Raw genomic sequence first — 18,775 nt, 5'->3', positions numbered from 1 at the left:
CCCGAGGTGGGCGCTCATGAACACGCTCGCCACCACGGTCGATCAGATGACAAGGCCCGAGGTGTTCGCCCGAGAACTCGCCTTCATTACTGACGCTCACACGTTGAGCATGCTGGCAGGTCGAGGAGTGCTAACCCCCGCAGAGTATCGGCGTGTCTATCGGTTGTTGTTCCAGGCGTGGAGCCCGATCTATCAGTCACAGATTGTGGGCAAAACGACTGGATAAACACCTGGTTTAGAGCGTGTATAGACCTAACACGAAAGGAGAAAATGTGGCGCAGGTTAGTGTGGTGACACCGGTTCGGACGCTTGCCCCGAAACTGGTCAACGTAGCAGCATACGCTAGGGTCTCGACCAACGGTGCGGAGCAATTAGCGTCATTGTCGGCGCAGGTTTCGTATTATTCGCGCCTGATCCAGTCCACGCCCGGATGGGCCTATGCGGGTGTATTCACTGACGAAGGGGTTACTGGCACTTCGATGAAATCCCGGCAAGGCCTGGCCGACCTGATGAACGCTGCCAGAGCAGGAAAGATCGATCTTGTGTTGTGTAAATCGATCTCGCGCCTGGCCCGCAACACTGTCGACCTTCTCGCTACGGTTCGTGAGCTGAAAGACCTTGGTGTGGCTGTGCGATTCGAACGCGAACGCATCGACACTCTCAGCGCTGACGGAGAACTCCTGCTGACCTTGTTGGCGTCGTTTGCTCAAGAAGAATCCCGTTCCCTGTCCCAGAACGTCAAATGGGCAATCCGTAACCGGTACAAGAACGGTGGAACAAACTCCTTCGTCGTCTACGGCTATAGCTGGGCAGACGGCGAGTTCACCATCATTGACGATGAAGCCAAGATTGTGCGCCTGCTGTTTGCCAACTATCTCGAGGGTATTAGCCCTGAAAAGACAGCCGCGATCCTCAATGGTCAAGGGGTGCGTTCGCGCGGTGGAGGACGCTTCTACGGGTCAGTGTTTCGTCGCATGCTCGAAAACGAGCGCTACAAGGGCTGCCAGATGCTGCAGAAAATGTACCGCCCTGCGATCCAAGCACCCAACCGTGCTCTCAATGACGGGGAGCTGCCGCGATACTGGGTTGAGCAAGCCCTCCCACCCATCATCGATAAGTCTGTGTTTGACGCGGTGCAAGCAGAAATCGCCTATCGGCGTGAGATTGGTCCGGCTGCGACCCCGTCAAAGAACACGGGCGTATTCACTGGACGGATCTGTTGTGGCGCGTGCGGGAAGAACTATCAACGCAAAACCCGCACCTACAAGTCTGGAACCTCGTATAAGTTTTGGCGGTGCTGGAGTGCCTGCACCGGGAACGGCAACCCCTGTAGGGGGCACAACCTGCGCGAAACACTCCTCGAACAAGCCTGCGCAGACATGCTCGGCACCCAGGGTTTCGACCCCGTCCAGGTTGGCGAGCAGATCGTGATGATTGAAGTCTTTCCGCACCAGCTCACATTCCACCTCGCGGATGGAACTATGACGCCGGTGGGCTTAACCAGTGAGGGGAGGTTGGCATGAGTCGCACGGTCACTGCGATACCCGCAACAAAGAAGGTTCGATCTGCCGCAGCCTCATCTGGGGTACCGGCGCGCAGAAGGGTCGCCGCCTACGCGCGAGTCTCTACCGAGATGGAAGAACAAACCTCCTCGTATGAGGCTCAAATCGACTACTACACCACCTACATTCGCTCCCGTAATGATTGGCAGTTCGCGGGCATGTACTGCGACGAAGGTATCTCTGGCACTTCTATGAAGCGCCGTGAGGGATTCCAAACCATGATCGATGACGCACTGGCAGGCAAAATCGACCTGATCCTCACCAAGAGTGTGTCCCGGTTTGCTCGCAACACCGTCGACTCCTTGACCACAGTCAGGAAACTCAAAGAAGTGGGAGTGGAGGTGTACTTCGAAAAGGAAAATATTTACACCTTTGACGCCAAAGGCGAATTGCTCATCACGATCATGTCCAGCCTGGCCCAGGAAGAATCCCGCTCGATCTCCGAAAACGTCACCTGGGGACACAGGAAACGTTTTGCCGATGGAAAAGTCATGGTGCCCTACAAGTCGCTGCTCGGATATAAGAAAGGCGAGGATGGCAGTCTCGTCATCGATGAAACCCAGGCACCGACTGTCCGGTTGATCTACCAGCTTTTCCTTGACGGGATGGCTATTAGTGAGATCAAAACCGAACTTGCTGCCCGCAAGATCCTCACCCCGCGTGGGAAAGAAGTGTGGTCAACGTCGACAGTGCGCTCGATCTTGTCGAATGAAAAATATAAGGGCGATGCCCTGCTTCAAAAGACGTTCACCACCGATTTTCTTACTAAGAAGATGAAGGTCAACGAAGGCGAAGTACCCCAATACTACGTAACAGGCAATCACGAGCCGATTATTGCTCCGCGTATCTGGGATCAGGTGCAATACGAACTCGCCACCAGGCATGCCAACATATCCTCAGCGAAGGTCGGCTTGTTCTCCACCCGGCTCAAGTGTGCGCAGTGTGGGTCGTGGTATGGGCGTAAAACGTGGGCGTCGAACACGAAATATAAGTACACAGTCTGGCAATGCAACCATAAATACGCAGGCGAACACCCTTGCAGCAGCGCGACTATGAAAGACGAAGATATCAAGAACGCTTTCGTCCAAGCACTCAACCAACTGATCGCCCGCCAGCCACGGCAAAGCCACCTACTGCAAATCTTTGACTCCATGTTTGATACGAGCCGTATGGAAGAACAAGCCGCCGCCTGCCAGGCGAAAATCGTGGAACTCACTGAGCAGATCGAAGCACTGATAGCCGAAAATCAGCAACGCGCGCTCGACCAGGACGCCTACCAAAACAAGTACACCGAACTCGATACTGCCTACCGTAAGACACTCGCACGTAAAACAAGCCTCGAAGCCGACATCACAGCAAAGACAGCCAAACATGCGGCCGTGACTACAGCCCTCGACGATCTCACGGGCGAACCTGTGAGCGAGTTCCGCCCCTCACAGTGGAGCGCTCTCATCGACCACGCCATCGTAGACGAGGATACGATCCGGTTCGTATTCCGAGTTGGTGAACAGGTGAGCATGGCCCTGAAAGGGTGATGCTCGTATCGGTTGACGTGCACGGTTAGACACACCTCCCAGAAATTAGGTAAGGTTATCCTTACCTAATAAGGACGGTGTTTACGTGAACGATAGTGTAACAGATCAGGTTGTTGAAGGCGAGTATGGATCCGCGAAGGAAAAATCTGTCGCTGGCCAGAACGCGATCCGTCAGCTATCGCAGCCGGTGAAAGGCAAACTGTTCGTCGCGCAGGTCTTAGCGTTCGCCTCCGGGGTGTTGGCCATTGCCCCGTATGTGGCTCTGGTGGAGCTTGGCAGAGAACTTATGCAAGACCAGGTGGACCCGGCGCGAGTGAACTGGATCGTCATACTCCTCGTCAGCGCATACATGACCCGGTTGACCTTATATTTTGTTGCATTGGGCGTGACGCATTTTATTGACCTGTCGTTGCGTAACCAGATGCGCCGGCAAATTGCCGCCCGAATGTCGACTGCTCCGCTGTCGTGGTTTACCCGCGAGGGTGAGGGGAAGATCCGCAAGACCATTCAGGATGATACGGCCACGGTGCACACAGTGATCGCGCACGGGCCGATTGAGAAACTGAACGCGATCGTATCCCCGCTCGCCTTGTTAATGTATGCGTTCGTGGTGGATTGGCGACTCGCATTGCTGTCGATTGCGACGATTCCGATTTATGTGGGCATGTATGGCATGTCGATGCGTGGGATGAATGAGAAGACCGCGCAAATGGACACCAAGCTCGCCCAGGTTTCGGCAACAATGGCCGAGTTCGTTGCCGGTATTTCAGTGGTGAAAGCGTTCGGCAAGGTCGGCCAAGCACATAAAGCCTATTTAGATGCAGCTAACGAGTTTTCTAAGTTCTACCGGGCGTGGTGTATGCCGCTGGTGTCGATGTCGGTCGCCTCATTTTCGTGGGTGTCGATCCCGGTGTTGTTGATCGTGAACCTTGGCGGTGGCGCGTTGATGATGAACGCCGGTTGGGTGAGCATCTACGAGGTGATAGCGACGACGTTGATTGCCTTGGTGTTGCCGGGCGCATTGATGACGGTCGCGACAATCGCCTGGTCTTACCAGCTTGCGGGATCGGCTGCGGTGCGCCTCGTTGCGGTGATGGAGCTACCGGCATTGAGCCAACCCGATGCACCACAGACACCACACGGTCATGATATCGAGATTCGGGGTGTGTCGTATGCCTATGACGACACCCAGGCATTAGACGAGGTAAGCCTGAGCATTCCGGCAGGCACGGTGACCGCGCTGGTTGGCCCGTCGGGTGCGGGCAAATCGACGTTGGCAAGTCTAATGGCCCGCTTCGATGACCCGGACGCTGGCATGATCACTATCGGCGGGGTTGATCTAAAGAACATTTCCCAGGATGTGTTGTATTCGACGGTTGCATTCGTCCTGCAAGATGCACAGCTTATTCGCGACACCATCCACAACAACATTTCCTTGGGCGCGCCAGACGCAACCTTGGATCAGGTGCGGCAGGCGGCGCGGGCAGCGCAGATCGACGAGTTCATCATGAGCCTGCCAGATGGTTACGACACCGTGTTGGGGGAGGATACCCACGTTTCGGGCGGGCAGGCAGCCCGTATCGCGATCGCCCGGGCGCTCATGGTTGATGCCCCAGTGTTGGTGCTGGATGAGGCGACGGCGATGGCGGACCCGGAATCGGAATCGAAAATTCAACAAGCTCTCTCGACTCTTGCCAAAGGCAGAACCGTGATTGTGATCGCCCACCGGTTGGCCTCGATCAGGGGCGCGGATCAGATTGTCGTCATGGAACGCGGGCGCATTGCTGTGGTCGGTAAACACGACGAGCTGTTGGGTAATGCGCACTATCAGGCACTTCTTGCCCAAGGTGCATGCGAGGAGATGACACGATGAATCAACTATTGCTGCCACGCTTTAAGCGTTTGATGGAACCCGCCTCGTGGCGAGACCTTTCGGTTGGTCAAGCGTGGGGTGCGGTCTCAGGACTGTGTCACGGCTTTGCCCTGCTGACTCTGCTTCCCGCCGCAAGTGCCCTAGCAACCGGAATGCCGGTGTGGGGGCTGTCGTTTTCGGGCTGGCTCATCGCCTTGGCGGTGATCGCGATGCTGGGCGTGGGCACGGAGTTTTATGGCATGCGCACCGGCTATATCGGCGCGCTCGGATTCATTCACGACGTCCACCAAGCGGTCGGCAACAAGGTAGCCCGCCTACCGTTGGGAGTGTTCGATTCGGGTAGCTCTGGACGGCTGTCGCGCATGGTCACCCAGGAAATGATGAACCTGGGCGAGTCGGCGGCACATTTCATTTTCTCCCTCGTCCAAAAACTCTCAGCCGTGCTGGTGATCACTGTGGGAACCTGGTTCTGGGATTGGCGACTGGGACTGACCTTGACGATCGCCTTCCCGATCATGCTCGCCTTCCTCCATATCTCCCGCGTGCTTCTTGATAAAGGTAAGCAGGTTTCCGAACCAGCCGAATCGGAGCTGGCGGCTCGCATGGTCGAATTCGCCACCTGCCAAGGCGCGCTGCGCTCCTGCCATGTCGCCGACGACTACCCGGCCCTTGATCGGGCATTCAAACAGGCTGACCGCAAAAGCCGCAAAGCATTGTGGATCGAAACATTAGCGAACCTGATTAATGGAATGTTCGTCCAAGCGCTCATTGTGGTGATGATCTGGCTGACCGCCCAACTCGCCCTCGGCGGGCAAATGAATGCGTTGAACGCTGTGGTCACAATCGGCATGTGCCTGCGGTTCACCACCATGCTCCAAGACATCGGTGGCTGCATGACCGGGCTGGAAGAACGCCGCCAGCAGATGAACCACGTCGACAAGGTCATGGATGCCCCCGAACTGTCCGAACCCGATGCCTCCACACCGATAAACGCCCCTGGCGATGTTCGTTTCGAGGACGTCACCTTCAGCTACGATCCGGACACCCCGGTTCTCCGTGATATTTCCTTCCATGTCCCGCAAGGCGGCATGTGTGCCCTGGTTGGTCCATCTGGGTGCGGGAAGACGACGATCGCCCGGTTGGTTGCACGTTTCTGGGATGTGCAGTCCGGCAGCGTGCGCGTTGGCGAAGTGGACGTGCGCGAGCAAACCATCGAAGACCTGATGCGCCAGGTGTCTCTCGTCTTCCAAGACGTCTACTTATTCAACGACACTCTCGAAGCCAACATTCGCCTTGGCAACCCCGAAGCCACCGATGAAGAGATTCGATGGGCGGCTGACCTGTCGGGCGTGACGGAAATCGTCAACCGGCTCCCAGACGGCTGGAATTCATTGGCGGGTGCTGGCGGGCGTGCACTGTCAGGTGGGGAACGCCAACGAGTGTCCATCGCTCGCGCCTTGGTGAAGAAAGCCCCGATCGTGCTATTCGACGAGGCCACCAGCGCGTTGGACGCGGAAAACGAAGCCAACATTGTTGCGGCGATGAATGAGCTACGCAAACACTCCACACTGATTGTCATCGCCCACAAACTTGAAACCATTCGCCAAGCTGACCAAATCATTGTGCTCTCCCAAGGTGGACGTATCGCCCAGCGCGGGCCTCACGACGAGCTGGTCAACCAGCCAGGTCAATACCGCGATTTCTGGCAAGAACGCATCAACGCAGCCGGATGGCAACTCGTCTAAACACAGCACGTATAAGCACATGAAAGGAAAAACTATGTCCACACCCACATCCTCGCGCCTCAACGCGCGCGACTTCATCAACATTGGCGTCTTCACCGCCTTGATGTTCGTCATCGTGTTTGCATTCGGAATGCTCGGGTTCATCCCCGCCGCCATGTATGCCGGTTTCTTGCTTTCTATCCTCGTTAACGGCATCGTCTTTGCGCTGTTCACAGCACGCACTCCGAAGATGGGGGCGTTGACAATCATGCTGATTATCATCGAAATCCTCTTTTTCGTGACCGGTCACTGGGTGGGCGGCGTCGCGGTGGCCGCTGTATTCGGCCTGCTCGCCGACCTAGTCATCACCAAGGGACCGAAGAACGTGAAAGTTCGCGTCCCGCTGGCATACGCACTGTTTATTCTGCCGATCTATGTTTCCCCGTGGATGCCGCTATTTATGAACCAAGACGCATATATGTCGCAAATCGCCGAACAAATGGGCGCAGATTACGCCGCCAAGATGGCACAGGTCGTCACGATCCCGATTCTGCTGGGCTTCTTCGTCGTGATGCTCATCGTGGGCTGGCTTGCTGGCCTGTTGGGAACCCGGGTCGCGCGCAAACACTTTGAACGAGCCGGTCTTGTCTAAACTGCCCGACCCGCGCACGATTATCACCGCGCTCGTCATCGTCTCCACCACGATCTACAGTGCCTACTCGCCGTGGTTCGTGTGTGCTCTGGGCGGATTCGCCGCCGTGATGCTGACGAGCGCTGCGATCAACCCCAACACGCTCGTGCGCCCGAGCTGGGTGGCCGTCTACCTGGCCACGTTTGCGGTCCTCAGCGGGCTCATCTTCGCGATACCACTGGTGTGGAAGTCAACGGCCAGCGCGTTCCTCGTGCTGTTTTTGCAGTGGATGTGGCGATTCAGTGTCAGCGCAGGAATGGGAGCCTACGCGATCGGCGTAATCCGACCCGCCACCTTGCAAAAAGCACTCGCCAGCTCACGAATCCCAACCTGTTTCACGATCCCAATCTCGGTTGCCTTACGTGTGCTGCCCGTGATCGGCCACGAGGTTAAAGCGATCTCAGATGCCATGAAACTACGCGGGATGCCCGTGCTCTCACTGCGCGCTGCGCAATACTTCACAATCCCGCTGCTATCGACCGTGGTACGCAGCGGGGACGAACTGGCATCGGCCGCCCTCGTGCGCGGACTGGGCGGAACCGCAAAGCCCACCTCAGTCACGGTCGTAAAATTCCGGGTGGTCGACGCAGTCATTCTGCTCGTCGTTATCGGCTTCGCGATATGGAGAATCGTCCTATGACAACAGCCCAAGCCACCAGGGTCACCTTCACCTATCGAGGAGCAGACCACCCCTCAATCAACGACGCAACCATCACCATCACACCCGGAACCGTCACCTTGCTGTGTGGCGCGTCAGGGTCAGGGAAAACCACTGCGCTACGGCTGTTTAACGGGCTCATCCCACACTTCCACGACGGCGACCTTACCGGAAACGTCACAGTCGACGACATTGACGTGGCACGAGTAGATCTATCAGAGCTTGCCCACCACTGTTCGACAGTGTTTCAAAACCCGCGCACCCAGTTCTACACCACTCACGTGCGCCAAGAACTCGCCTTCGGCCCAGAAAACCTCGGCCGCGACCCGCAGGAGATCTGTGCCCGCATTGACGAGGTCGCAGCCGAGTTAGGTATCGCCGACCTGCTGGAATCCCGCGTCACACAACTATCAGGCGGACAAATGCAACGCGTGGCCTGCGCCGTCGCCATGTGCAACAACACGTCGCTGATCGTCTTTGACGAGCCGACCGCGAACCTGTCAGCTGACGTTATCGACCAACTCGCCACACTCATCGCCAGGCTCAAAGCCGATGGACACACCATCATCATTGCCGAACACCGGCTAAGTTTCCTTGCCGGGATCGTCGACCGCGTTTACTGCTTCGACAAAGGCAACATCGCCCTCACCGCAACCGGCGAGGACTTCTACGCTACCTCGGATGAGGAGCACAAACAGCTTGGACTGCGATCCCTAGTGCCCGTACCCATGCCGAGCCTGCCCGAACCAGAAGGTGAAGGGCTCACGATCGACAACCTCACCTTCGCCTACCGCCACGGGAAAACGGTTCTCAATGTCGGCCATGTGCTCTTTCCGGCAGGGAAAATCACAGCGCTCATTGGCCCGTGCGGGTCGGGCAAATCAACACTGGCACGCATCGTCTGCGGACTCGAAAAAGCCAAAGGTGCATCCATCACACTCAATGGGCAAAAATTCGCCGGCCGGGACGCCTACCTCGTCATGCAAGACCCCACCCGGCAGCTGTTCTCGGACACCGTTATTGACGAAGTCACGCTCGGCACGACCAAAGCCGAAAAGCAGCACATCGACGCCCACACGATCCTTGAAGAACTCGATCTTGCGGAGCACGAGTCCGATCATCCTCAGGCTCTGTCCGGTGGGCAGCGCCAACGCCTGGTTATTGCTACAGCGCTTGCCGCGAACAAGAAAGTTTACATCTTTGACGAGCCAACATCAGGTGTGGGCTACAAGCACCTTGTCGCGATTTCCCGAGTAATGCGTAAACTCGCCGATACCGGTGCCGTCGTCATTGTCATCACCCACGACGCCGAACTCGTTACCGAGGTCGCCGACCATAGCGTCCGCCTCGACCAAATCAACGCCTGCTAACGCAAACGCTCGCTCAGCCGAAAGAGAGGAAAGCGTTTCCGCAGGTCAGGGCAAACGCGCTATACACTCGCTAACGCAAGCGATTTTCTTGACCCCCTTGGGGCGTACTCGCTAACGCAAAAGGGTACTTATCATTTTCGACGTCATAGTGGAGCGGGCGACGGGAATCGAACCCGCCTTTACAGCTTGGGAAGCTGTCGTTCTACCGATGAACTACGCCCGCAATGGCGTCACTTTCTTCTCAAAGACGCTTCACGATGATAACTGTTTCCGAGCGCTAACACCAATTCAGAACACAAAGTGGACACCCACGCAAATCGCGCCACACGCATTACGCCTACCATAGAGGCCGTGACCATCACGCAGCATCAACCGGTACGCCCCGTCGTGGGCGCAGCAATCGTCGACAGTCTTGACCGGCCCCACCAGCTCCTGGCAGCGGCACGCTCCTATCCACCCGAGTTGGCCGGCCGGTTCGAACTTCCCGGCGGAAAAGTGGAGCCAGGTGAGAACGCGATGGACGCCCTCGTCCGTGAGGTGCGTGAAGAACTAGGGACGACTATTGAACTGGGCGCCCAGGTCGCAGGACCGCTCGACGGATGGTGGCCGATCCTTGGGACACGCACAATGGCCGTGTGGCTGGCGCAGGTCTCGCCGGGTTCCAAGGCGCCGCGAGCTGGATCCTCCCATCAGCGTATTCAATGGGTTCCGCTCGAGGAAGCGCTGAGGTTGAACTGGCTGGATCCTGATTTTCCAATCGTGCAGGCGATCGTTGACCAGTGCGCATGAACCAACACGGGTGAATCCGCGCTCTCATTTTCCGCTGGCACCGCGCTATTCGTGCACCCAGCAGATTTCAACATAATTTGACGACACACAGTACGCTTCTGTCAGAATACGATTATGCCGAAGATTATTGGATCGACTCTTGCGGCTCATCGCGAGCTGACTCGCAGCCGACTTTTTACTGCACTGTCAGAACTGCTGTCCGAAGAACCGTTCGATGCCATCACCATGTCACAGATTGCCGAACGTGCCGAAGTGGGTCGAACTGCCGTGTATAACCACTTCAGCGACAAGGAAGCGCTGCTGCTGGCATTCATGGAGGATACCACCGCCAAGTTCGCTAACCTCCTCAGGGACAAGCTGGCCGGAATTGACGATCCGATCGAACAACTCACCGTATATCTGCGCTCCTATCTCGATCTCAAAGATCAGTTTCATCTCGCATCGAGCATCACGCTGAGCAAGCAGGTATCGTCACAGCACACTGCCCGCCTCCATGACCACGCCGGAATCGTTGAGCATATCCTGTTCCACATCCTGGAAGCAGCAATGACACAGGGGCGCATTCCACAGCAGAACTTGTTGACGCTGGTTGCGCTGATTCACTCATGTCTGGCCGGCGTGCGAGTACCGACACATTCGTCTGCAGACTCACCGGCAGATGCGCCTGACAACGCGCGCGCAGGAAGCGACGAGGATGCCGCGAGCCTCACCGATGCCCGAGAAGCCACAATCGGCACCGTCGTGGCGTTTATTCTCAAAGCGGTCGGTGTAGCTGGCGACGAAGTTTCCCTGCCTCCAGCTGAGCAGCTTGAACGAGCACACTCGCAAACCTCCGGCAGCACCGATTCTCTCGCGATACTGCGCTGCCCTGTTGCGCACGGCTGATACTCACAATACGGCCACTCAGCACGAGTTTCCTGACTCACAGTGAGGCGAGGATCTTCACAGCCTGATTGCTCCAGTCATGGAATAATCGTGCATACAGCACAGTTGAGATAGGTGAAAGGCTGCGGACCGACCGTAGACCACTCATGATGGGAGGCCCTATGAGCACTGTTGAACTGACCAAGGAGACATTCGAGCAGACTATCAAGGACAATGACATTGTCCTGGTCGACTTCTGGGCAACGTGGTGCGGACCGTGCCAGCAGTTCGGCCCTGTTTTCGAAGAAGCGTCGAACAAGCACGAGGACATCGTCTTCGGCAAGATCGACACCGATCAGCAGCAGGAACTGGCCACCGCCATGCAGATCAGCTCAATCCCCACGGTGATGGGTTTCCGCGATGGTATTGCCGTTTTCCGCCAGTCCGGCGCTCTGCCGGCAGTCGCGCTGGAGGATCTGATCACTCAGATTCAGAACCTCGACATGGATGATGTGCGCGCCAAGATCGCAGAGCAGAAGAACCAGTAGGCTTTTCGCACTCACGCGTGAACGCCGTCGCCCTCGTCAGTAAGTAATTGACGAGGGCGACGCTGTTTGTCTGGGGCGCAGGTGGATGGAAGCTAGCCGGCGAGCAGCTCCTGAGCGACCAGTTCGGCCAGCTGCACCGAGTTCAATGCTGCGCCTTTACGCAGGTTGTCACCGGCCACTACCAGCACAAGACCCTTACCGTCATCAACGGCCTGATCCTGGCGGATCCTGCCGACCAGCACGTCATCAATGCCGGCGCATTCGAGCGGTGTGGGCACATCCACCAGGCGCACTCCGGGAGCCTCGGCCAACAGTTCGCGCGCACGGTCAGGAGTGATCGCGCGGTCAAATTCGGCGTGGATCGTCAGAGTGTGGCCAGTGAACACGGGCACGCGCACACACGTTCCCGACACCTTCAGATCCGGGACGTGCAGGATGCGGCGCGACTCATTGCGCAGCTTCTGCTCCTCATCGGTTTCGTCTGACCCGTCATCGACGAGCGCCCCCGCGAAGGGCACCACGTCAAAGGCGATCGGTGCGACGTATGTGGACGGTTCTGGCAAGGTGACGGCCTGGCCGTCCAGTGTCAGTTTGCTCAGATCCTGGTGCGCACCGGCACGAATACCTTCTTCCAGTTCACGCACGCCTTTCAGCCCGGATCCGGAGACAGCCTGATAGCTGGAGACGAAGAGGCGGCGCAGGACACCCTCGTCGTGCAGGACTTTCAGTACCGGCATCGCGGCCATCGTGGTGCAGTTCGGGTTCGCAATGATGCCTTTGGGACGCTGCGCGATATCCTCGCCGTTAACTTCGGACACGACCAGCGGCACGTTCGGATCTTTGCGCCAGCCGGAGGAGTTGTCCACCACGACTGCGCCTTTTTCAACGAAACGTGGGGCGTAGATGCGTGAGGCGGTGGCTCCGGCGGAGAAGATTGCGATGTCGATACCGGACAGGTCAGCGGTTGCCACGTCTTCGACGACGATGTCCTGGTCACGCCAGGTCAGTGTCTTGCCTGCTGAACGTGCGGTGGCAAAAAAACGCAGGCTGGTCAACGGGAAGTCGCGCTCATCGAGCAGGGTGCGCATGACGGAGCCGACCTGGCCGGTGGCTCCTACGACGGCGACGCTCAAGTCGCGCTGGGTGTGACTACGGGTTTCAGGCGTGGTCATCGTCCTGTTCCTCCATATACGACGGCTTCAGATTCGGTGGAATCCAGACCGAAAGCGGTGTGCACTGCCTGCACGGCGCGGTCAAGGTCTTCCAGCTTGGTCACCACAGAGATGCGGATCTCTGAGGTGGAAATAAGATCAATGTTGATGCCGGCCTGGGACAGTGCGCCGAACAGTTTGGCCGATACGCCGGGGTTGGTTCGCATGCCAGCTCCAACCAGGGACAGTTTGCCGATATCGGGGTTGTACTTGAGTTCCTTGAAGCCCAGTTCTTCGCGCGCAGCTTCCAGCGCCTGCATGACGTGGTCGGCGTCCTCGGCGGGCAGTGTGAAGGAGATGTTGGCGCGATTTTCCAAGGTGACGGGAATGTTCTGCACGATCATGTCAATGTTCGCACCTTGCTGCGCCACCAGTTCAAACAGGCGTGCGGCCATGCCGGGTGAATTCGCAATGCCGACCACGGTGATCTTGTCCTGTGACCGGTCGTGAGCAATGCCGGAGATAATCGGCTCTTCCATTGGGTCCTCCTGGTTGGCAGCTAACGCAGCTTGAGGGACGAGGCCGGCCAGTGCAGGGTTTGCGGGTCTGTCGGAAATCCATGTCCCATTCTTGTCGGAAAAAGATGAGCGCACGTGCAGCGGAACGTGGTATCGACGAGCGAACTCCACTGCCCGAAGGTGCAGAATCTTTGCTCCATGTGCGGCAAGTTCGAGTGTTTCTTCCTGGCTGATGGTGCGCACGCGCCGCGCGGTCGGCACAATGCGCGGGTCAGCAGTGAACAGCCCATCAACGTCGGTGTAGATTTCGCACACGTCGGCGTGCAAAGCGGCAGCCAGGGCGACCGCTGTGGTATCGGAGCCGCCGCGACCCAGCGTCGTCGTTTCGTCATCTTCTGATATTCCCTGGAATCCTGCGACGATGGCGACCTGACCGTCACGGATGGAGCGCGCGACACGTTCGGGCACCATGCCGACGATTTGTGCTTTACCGAAGTGAGTGTCGGTACGGATGCCGGCTTGTGCACCGGTGTAGGCCTGTGCAGGCACGCCGCATTCATTGACCGCCATTGCCAGCAGTGACATGGAGATTCTTTCCCCGGCTGTGAGCAGGATGTCGAGTTCGCGGTCAGGTGGTGCGCTGGTGATCTGGGCGGCTGTGTCCAGCAGATCATCTGTTGTGTCACCCATCGCGGAGACCACCACGACGACCTGGTGTCCTGCATTTCGAGTGTCCACGACACGCTGGGCGACCCTCTTCATCGCGTCTACGTCCGCGACAGATGAGCCACCGTATTTCTGAACAATCAGTGCCACTTTGTCTCGTTTCCTTGTGATCAACCTGGGATGGGTTTCCCCTTCATCCTATGAGTCTGCGACTCGTGACGGAAACGTGCCCGCTATGCGGTCGCGTGGAGTTATTCGGCGCGACGGCGGCCTTCGAGCGCGCGCCCCAACGTCACGGGATCGGCGTATTCCAGGTCGCCACCCATTGGCAGTCCCATAGCCAGGCGCGAGGTCATCACGCCGATTGTGGACAGGGTGCGCGAGAGGTAGGAGGCGGTTGCTTCGCCTTCAATGGTGGGGTTCGTGGCCACGATAACTTCTTGAACCGTGCCGTCCTGAAGGCGCGTGAGCAGTTGACGCACACGCAGTTGATCAGGCCCCACGCCATGAATCGGGTCGATTGCTCCGCCCAGGACGTGATAGCGACCTTTGAACACCCTCGCATTCTCAATGGCACGAATATCTTTGGGCTCTTCGACAACGCAGATCACTGATCCGTCGCGCGCGGGGTTACGGCAGATGGTGCACTGGTCGGCTTCGGTGAGATCACCGCAGATTTCGCAGTGGTGTACTTTTTCGCGCACGGCCTGGATGGCGTCCACCAGGTGCGTCACGTCATCGGGTTCAGCGTCGAGCAGATACAGGGCCATGCGTTGAGCTGACTTGGGTCCGACACCGGGCAGCATTCCCAATTCATCGATCAGGGTCTGTAAGGCGCCTTCAAACACGAGTCACACTCATCTTTCTTCGCTCTGGTCTTTTTCTTCGATCACTGTACCGCCGAGTATCTCCAGTATGGCCGGCAACCCGACGCTGGTCGACATCTCCAGATCCACGTCATCCATGCTGGCCGAGTCATCCTCATTGGGCGGCACGATAACTGGGTCAGGTTCACCACCAGGTGCGTCGTGGCCGTATGGGGCAGCGAAATGGTCCTGCTGGCGATGCGGTCGTGTACCGCGCACCTCTGCCTCGTGGGCGTGAGTATCGCCTGTGTCCTGCTCCCCTGCTTCGTCAGCTCGTTCCTGCTGCACTTCACGGATCGCTTCGGCGCGCATCTCCTCCACGCTGCCTGGTGAAGGGGCGTCCTCACCCTGCGGTTCAGGTGGTGTGGATGAGTGAGCTGTCGACGGGGCGGTCGGTTCTGTGTCACCACTGTCTCGCACATCCTCAACAGCGTGTGCCACTCCTTGAGGACGACCGCCGATCTTCTGCTCCACTAATTGTGCGGCGTGCTCGGCGTTCTGCTCGTCATGGTCGCGGTCGCGCAAGGGTTCGGCGCGACCGGAAGTCGCTCCGTCTCCCTCGCCCTCGTCGTTTTCGTCGTCCTCGTCATCAAAGATCGGGCCATGTGCGGCTCGAGGCGGCTGTTCTGTGCCATTCTCGCGCTCAAATGGACGATACTGGCGTGCTGCCGGATGAGCGTCACGCTCTGACTGGTGATCACGCGCTACCGGGTCAGAGTGGACGGGCTCGGAGGAAGACGCCGATGCGGCCGGTTCAGATGCCTCGGCACGTCCGCCACCGGGTATGGCTACCGGCCCCCAGCCGTCATCATCGTCATCATCGTTAACTGTCGGAGTCGAGGGTGAGGGCGGCGCTGAAGGCTGGTCAATTTGTGGGCGTGACGGCGCGTTCGCTGCCTGTTCGTCGTGCGTTGCCTGTTCAGAGCGCATCGACTGTTGGCCGGGCATCGCGCCGTGCTGCTGATTGGACGAGGGCGGCTCGTGACCTGCAGTGCGCTGGGGCGTGCCCTCGTTACTCGGCCCGTGTGCCTGATGATCAGTGCGTTGTGATTGCTGTGGAACCGATGCAGGCGTAGTCAGCGACGCGCCGCCTACTGACTGCGCGATCTGAGCCCTGACCTGCACGTCTGCACCGCACACGTCGTGGACTGCGCGGGCGACGTCCTGGGCTCGGGAACCCGAGTCGAATGCCTTTACCAATCCTGGAGTGGTGAAGCTGAGGATCACGGTAGATTCGTCCACGCCTCCCAGCTGGGCGTGAGAGTCCACGAGCGACCATGTGGCTCGGCTGAGCAAAGCGATACGATCGACAATTTCCTGCCAGCGCATGCGAATCGAATCTGCAACCGCGCCGCTTCGATGAGATTGTTCGGACGCAGCGTGCTGTTCAGGCGCAGGGTGGTGGCCGGGGCGGTCAGGTTCAGGACGCCTCTGCTCAGCCTGACGCTGCTCAGTCGGGCGCTGCTCAGCCTGGCGCTGGCCATTTTGGTTGTGTTCTGGCCGACCGCGCTCGACTCCCGGTGCCACGTCAGATGCCCGCGTTGCGTGTGCCGGCCTGTCCTGCGTGCCGGCTTGGGGCATAGCCGCCCCCTGCGTCTCCCCGGTTTGCTGGGAGCGCTGAGATTGTTGCTCGCGACGACGACGCAGATCCGCTTTCGCCTGAGCCGCGCCATAAGTTCCGCCGCGCTCGTGGTCATACTGACCATCGCCAGCACCACTCGCACGACCAGACCCGCTGCCACTTCCGACACTGCCATGTCCAGCATCACCGCCTGGCGACTGGTAATTCGGTGCGCCTCCGCCGACTGTTCCCACTGTTCCGGGGAAGCCCTCCTGGTCCTGCGGCGCTGCCACCTCTGTGCGGGATGCAGGTGAAGTCTGTGACGGCACCAGGATTCGGCCCAACAACAACTCCAGCTGTATACGCGGAGATGTCGCGCCCACCATCGAACGCAAGGCCATATCAGTCAGATCGGCTGCGCGCGACAGGTGGTACGGCCCCCAATTTCGGGCCTGCACCTGCATGCGTTCAAACTGGTCACTGGGCGTTCCCGCCAGGACATCGACTGCCGCATCTCCCGACACGGCGATAATCAGGAGGTCACGCAAACGCTGCAGGAGGTCCTCAACGAACCGACGAGGATCATGGCCCGACTCCACCATGTGCTCCACAACTCGGAAAGCGGCAGCACCATCACCGCCCGCGAGCGCATCAACCGTCTGATCAAGCAGAGCAGTGTCGGTGTACCCCAGCAACGCAACAGCAAGGTCATAGCTCAGCGCCCCCTCCACTGCGCCAGCCATCAGTTGATCGAGGACCGACAACGTGTCGCGCACAGACCCTCCACCCGACCGCATCACGAGGGGAAGCACGCCCGCGTCTGGATGAATCCCTTCTTCCTCACACAGATGCTCCAGATACGGTTGCATCACGTCCGGCGGCACCAGTCGGAACGGGTAGTGATGGGTACGCGAACGAATCGTCCCGATCACTTTTTCGGGCTCAGTCGTGGCGAACACAAACTTCACATGCTCAGGGGGTTCTTCAACCAGCTTCAGCATCGCGTTCGAGCCCTCTTTGGTGACCATGTGGGCTTCGTCGATAATGAACACCTTGTAGCGGTCGCGCACGGGCGCAAAGGTGGCGCGCTCACGCAGATCCCTGGCATCGTCAACGCCGCGGTGTGAGGCTGCGTCAATTTCCACAACGTCGAGGGAACCGGGCCCGCCAGTTGCCAGTTCGCGGCATGATTCACACTGTCCGCATGGGGTGTCGGTCGGCCCCTCCGCGCAGTTCAGACAGCGTGCCAGGATACGTGCCGACGTGGTCTTTCCACATCCGCGTGGACCTGAGAACAAGTAGGCATGTGTCACTCGGTCGGCACGAAGAGCTGCACGTAACGGCTGCGTCACGTGATCCTGGCCGATCATCTCATCAAACGTATCGGGCCGATAGCGGCGGTACAGAGCTGTGGTCACACTCGAACCTTAAAGGTATCCATAGGCATTTGGCGACACCAACCGTCCTGAACAGCAACGACGATGATAATAAAGATCCTCCGCGCACCCGGCAGAGCGCCCTTATCCTTGCTGCCTTCCAGCCCTGGGGAGGTTCGGACGGTACCGTCACGCGGAGGACCGCCATCTAGTCTACACAATTCCAGTCCGCTCAGCGCGCCGCGTCACCCTCGTCAATTACTTCGACCAATGAGGCCATGAGTTGCCAGCTGATAATTCAGGAATCGTTTCCTCATACCCTTTCTCACTGGCATTCACGAGGCGGTCACGTGCTGGATAAAATCGCGCATCGTTTCAGCAATATCCAGAGAGGGGTCATTGAGCTACAGCAGCTGCAAACCTTCGATTAACGCCCTAATTTCATGCGCCAACTGCTCAACATCAACGTCGTTTGACAGCCTGCCAACACGCTGTTCCCGAAGCAGTTCGATACACAATGATTCTTGAAAGTCCTCCTCGCGCTGGCGGACGAAGTCATGGGCGGGATGCTCAGCGTCGATCGCCTCCAGCGTCAAGGTTGTGTCCAACCTGATAATGGCCGGCATGGTCATATTGTGTGCCAAGACCTCAGGTAGAGCAGCTAAGAGCCCCCGCTGTTCAATCAATTCAGATCGCCAGTCTCTCTCACCTTTTTCGCGCTGCTCCAGCACAGCTTGAAGCAAACCGTCTTTTGAACCGAAATATCTCAAGAGCGTCGTATGCGAGATGCCTATTTCATCGGCAAGTTGGCGCATCGAGAGGTGACGAAATCCGTTTTCACCGATGGCCTCAACAGCAGCAGCAATAATCCTTGTTCGTCGACGCTGACTGTTCATATAAGGGAGATAGCGGCCATTTTTAATGTTTAAACTAATGACTTGTCGTTGGTATGGTGCCGGAAAGTCGTGTTTTTAATGGTTGTGAACCTTATGGTGAGGTAAAGCCCGGTAAATCCCACATATC

At 58.2% G+C, this 18,775-nt stretch carries 16 protein-coding genes, 1 tRNA gene and 1 other RNA gene; 11 read left to right on the top strand and 7 right to left on the bottom strand.

Translation table 11 applies throughout. The features are described from left to right. Positions 1-16 precede the first annotated feature (16 nt). The 8 genes from AC1EJ1_RS00875 to AC1EJ1_RS00840 all read left to right on the top strand — a co-directional run bounded on the left by AC1EJ1_RS00875 (position 17) and on the right by AC1EJ1_RS00840 (position 9,413). Positions 17-226: a BlaI family transcriptional regulator gene (locus AC1EJ1_RS00875; RefSeq protein WP_480295184.1), complete on the top strand. Its 210-nt coding sequence runs from the start codon at positions 17-19 to the stop codon at positions 224-226. 46 nt (positions 227-272) lie between these two features. Next, positions 273-1,523 carry a recombinase family protein gene (locus tag AC1EJ1_RS00870; protein ID WP_274984107.1) on the top strand — a complete coding sequence of 417 codons (1,251 nt, stop codon included), beginning with the start codon at positions 273-275 and terminating at the stop codon, positions 1,521-1,523. Continuing rightward, positions 1,520-3,097 carry a recombinase family protein gene (locus tag AC1EJ1_RS00865; protein WP_480295183.1) on the top strand — a complete coding sequence of 526 codons (1,578 nt, stop codon included), beginning with the start codon at positions 1,520-1,522 and terminating at the stop codon, positions 3,095-3,097. The genes AC1EJ1_RS00870 and AC1EJ1_RS00865 overlap by 4 nt, the downstream gene beginning before the upstream one ends. An 85-nt stretch (positions 3,098-3,182) precedes the next feature. Continuing rightward, entirely contained in the window at positions 3,183-4,970 is a 1,788-nt protein-coding gene (locus AC1EJ1_RS00860) for an ABC transporter ATP-binding protein (protein WP_311586788.1), read from the top strand. Next, a complete protein-coding gene (locus tag AC1EJ1_RS00855) occupies positions 4,967-6,715 on the top strand; it encodes an ABC transporter ATP-binding protein (RefSeq protein ID WP_311586786.1) in 1,749 nt (582 codons plus the stop codon). The genes AC1EJ1_RS00860 and AC1EJ1_RS00855 overlap by 4 nt, the downstream gene beginning before the upstream one ends. Positions 6,716-6,749: 34 nt before the next feature. Continuing rightward, positions 6,750-7,346 carry an MptD family putative ECF transporter S component gene (locus AC1EJ1_RS00850; RefSeq protein WP_480295182.1) on the top strand — a complete coding sequence of 199 codons (597 nt, stop codon included), beginning with the start codon at positions 6,750-6,752 and terminating at the stop codon, positions 7,344-7,346. Beyond that, positions 7,339-8,025 carry an energy-coupling factor transporter transmembrane component T family protein gene (locus AC1EJ1_RS00845; RefSeq protein ID WP_480295181.1) on the top strand — a complete coding sequence of 229 codons (687 nt, stop codon included), beginning with the start codon at positions 7,339-7,341 and terminating at the stop codon, positions 8,023-8,025. The genes AC1EJ1_RS00850 and AC1EJ1_RS00845 overlap by 8 nt, the downstream gene beginning before the upstream one ends. Then, positions 8,022-9,413, top strand: a complete 1,392-nt coding sequence (locus AC1EJ1_RS00840) for an ABC transporter ATP-binding protein (protein ID WP_480295180.1) — start codon at positions 8,022-8,024, stop codon at positions 9,411-9,413. Before AC1EJ1_RS00845 ends, AC1EJ1_RS00840 begins: the two co-directional genes overlap by 4 nt. A 149-nt stretch (positions 9,414-9,562) precedes the next feature. Here AC1EJ1_RS00840 and AC1EJ1_RS00835 read toward each other — a convergent pair. Next, positions 9,563-9,636, bottom strand: a tRNA-Gly gene (locus AC1EJ1_RS00835). 128 nt (positions 9,637-9,764) lie between these two features. On the opposite strand from AC1EJ1_RS00835, the gene AC1EJ1_RS00830 reads away from it, so the two are divergent. From AC1EJ1_RS00830 to trxA, 3 genes are all read left to right on the top strand, one after another. Then, entirely contained in the window at positions 9,765-10,202 is a 438-nt protein-coding gene (locus AC1EJ1_RS00830) for a (deoxy)nucleoside triphosphate pyrophosphohydrolase (RefSeq protein WP_480295179.1), read from the top strand. 114 nt (positions 10,203-10,316) lie between these two features. Next, entirely contained in the window at positions 10,317-11,087 is a 771-nt protein-coding gene (locus tag AC1EJ1_RS00825; protein WP_480289134.1) for a TetR/AcrR family transcriptional regulator, read from the top strand. A gap of 161 nt (positions 11,088-11,248) precedes the next feature. Further along, the gene (gene trxA / locus AC1EJ1_RS00820; RefSeq protein ID WP_058237418.1) at positions 11,249-11,614 is read left to right on the top strand and encodes a thioredoxin; all 366 of its coding nucleotides are present in this window, start codon (positions 11,249-11,251) and stop codon (positions 11,612-11,614) included. A gap of 92 nt (positions 11,615-11,706) precedes the next feature. On the opposite strand, the gene AC1EJ1_RS00815 is transcribed toward trxA, so the two are convergent. From AC1EJ1_RS00815 to AC1EJ1_RS00790, 6 genes are all read right to left on the bottom strand, one after another. Continuing rightward, positions 11,707-12,786 (bottom strand): aspartate-semialdehyde dehydrogenase, encoded by a 1,080-nt coding sequence (locus AC1EJ1_RS00815; protein WP_480293835.1) that lies wholly within the window; start codon positions 12,784-12,786, stop codon positions 11,707-11,709. Beyond that, positions 12,783-14,099 carry an aspartate kinase gene (locus AC1EJ1_RS00810; protein WP_058237420.1) on the bottom strand — a complete coding sequence of 439 codons (1,317 nt, stop codon included), beginning with the start codon at positions 14,097-14,099 and terminating at the stop codon, positions 12,783-12,785. Before AC1EJ1_RS00810 ends, AC1EJ1_RS00815 begins: the two co-directional genes overlap by 4 nt. Positions 14,100-14,200: 101 nt before the next feature. Beyond that, positions 14,201-14,797: a recombination mediator RecR gene (recR, locus tag AC1EJ1_RS00805; protein ID WP_092648896.1), complete on the bottom strand. Its 597-nt coding sequence runs from the start codon at positions 14,795-14,797 to the stop codon at positions 14,201-14,203. A gap of 9 nt (positions 14,798-14,806) precedes the next feature. Next, positions 14,807-17,794 carry a DNA polymerase III subunit gamma and tau gene (locus tag AC1EJ1_RS00800; RefSeq protein ID WP_480295178.1) on the bottom strand — a complete coding sequence of 996 codons (2,988 nt, stop codon included), beginning with the start codon at positions 17,792-17,794 and terminating at the stop codon, positions 14,807-14,809. A 68-nt stretch (positions 17,795-17,862) separates the two neighbouring features. Continuing rightward, an RNA gene (ffs, locus tag AC1EJ1_RS00795) (signal recognition particle sRNA small type) lies at positions 17,863-17,958 on the bottom strand. A gap of 198 nt (positions 17,959-18,156) precedes the next feature. Continuing rightward, positions 18,157-18,648: a TetR/AcrR family transcriptional regulator gene (locus AC1EJ1_RS00790; protein WP_480295177.1), complete on the bottom strand. Its 492-nt coding sequence runs from the start codon at positions 18,646-18,648 to the stop codon at positions 18,157-18,159. Positions 18,649-18,775: the final 127 nt, after the last annotated feature.

This window comes from Pauljensenia sp. C0170B4 (assembly GCF_056590235.1).
This window is presented reverse-complemented; position numbering and strand designations above follow the sequence as displayed.

Coding starts and splice junctions, on each gene's coding strand:
- AC1EJ1_RS00815 (WP_480293835.1), bottom strand. CDS start 12,786: ATGACCACGCCTGAAACCCGTAGTCACACCCAGCGCGACTTGAGCGTC.
- AC1EJ1_RS00855 (WP_311586786.1), top strand. CDS start 4,967: ATGAATCAACTATTGCTGCCACGCTTTAAGCGTTTGATGGAACCCGCC.
- AC1EJ1_RS00850 (WP_480295182.1), top strand. CDS start 6,750: ATGTCCACACCCACATCCTCGCGCCTCAACGCGCGCGACTTCATCAAC.
- AC1EJ1_RS00865 (WP_480295183.1), top strand. CDS start 1,520: ATGAGTCGCACGGTCACTGCGATACCCGCAACAAAGAAGGTTCGATCT.
- AC1EJ1_RS00825 (WP_480289134.1), top strand. CDS start 10,317: ATGCCGAAGATTATTGGATCGACTCTTGCGGCTCATCGCGAGCTGACT.
- AC1EJ1_RS00790 (WP_480295177.1), bottom strand. CDS start 18,648: ATGAACAGTCAGCGTCGACGAACAAGGATTATTGCTGCTGCTGTTGAG.
- AC1EJ1_RS00875 (WP_480295184.1), top strand. CDS start 17: ATGAACACGCTCGCCACCACGGTCGATCAGATGACAAGGCCCGAGGTG.
- AC1EJ1_RS00840 (WP_480295180.1), top strand. CDS start 8,022: ATGACAACAGCCCAAGCCACCAGGGTCACCTTCACCTATCGAGGAGCA.
- trxA (WP_058237418.1), top strand. CDS start 11,249: ATGAGCACTGTTGAACTGACCAAGGAGACATTCGAGCAGACTATCAAG.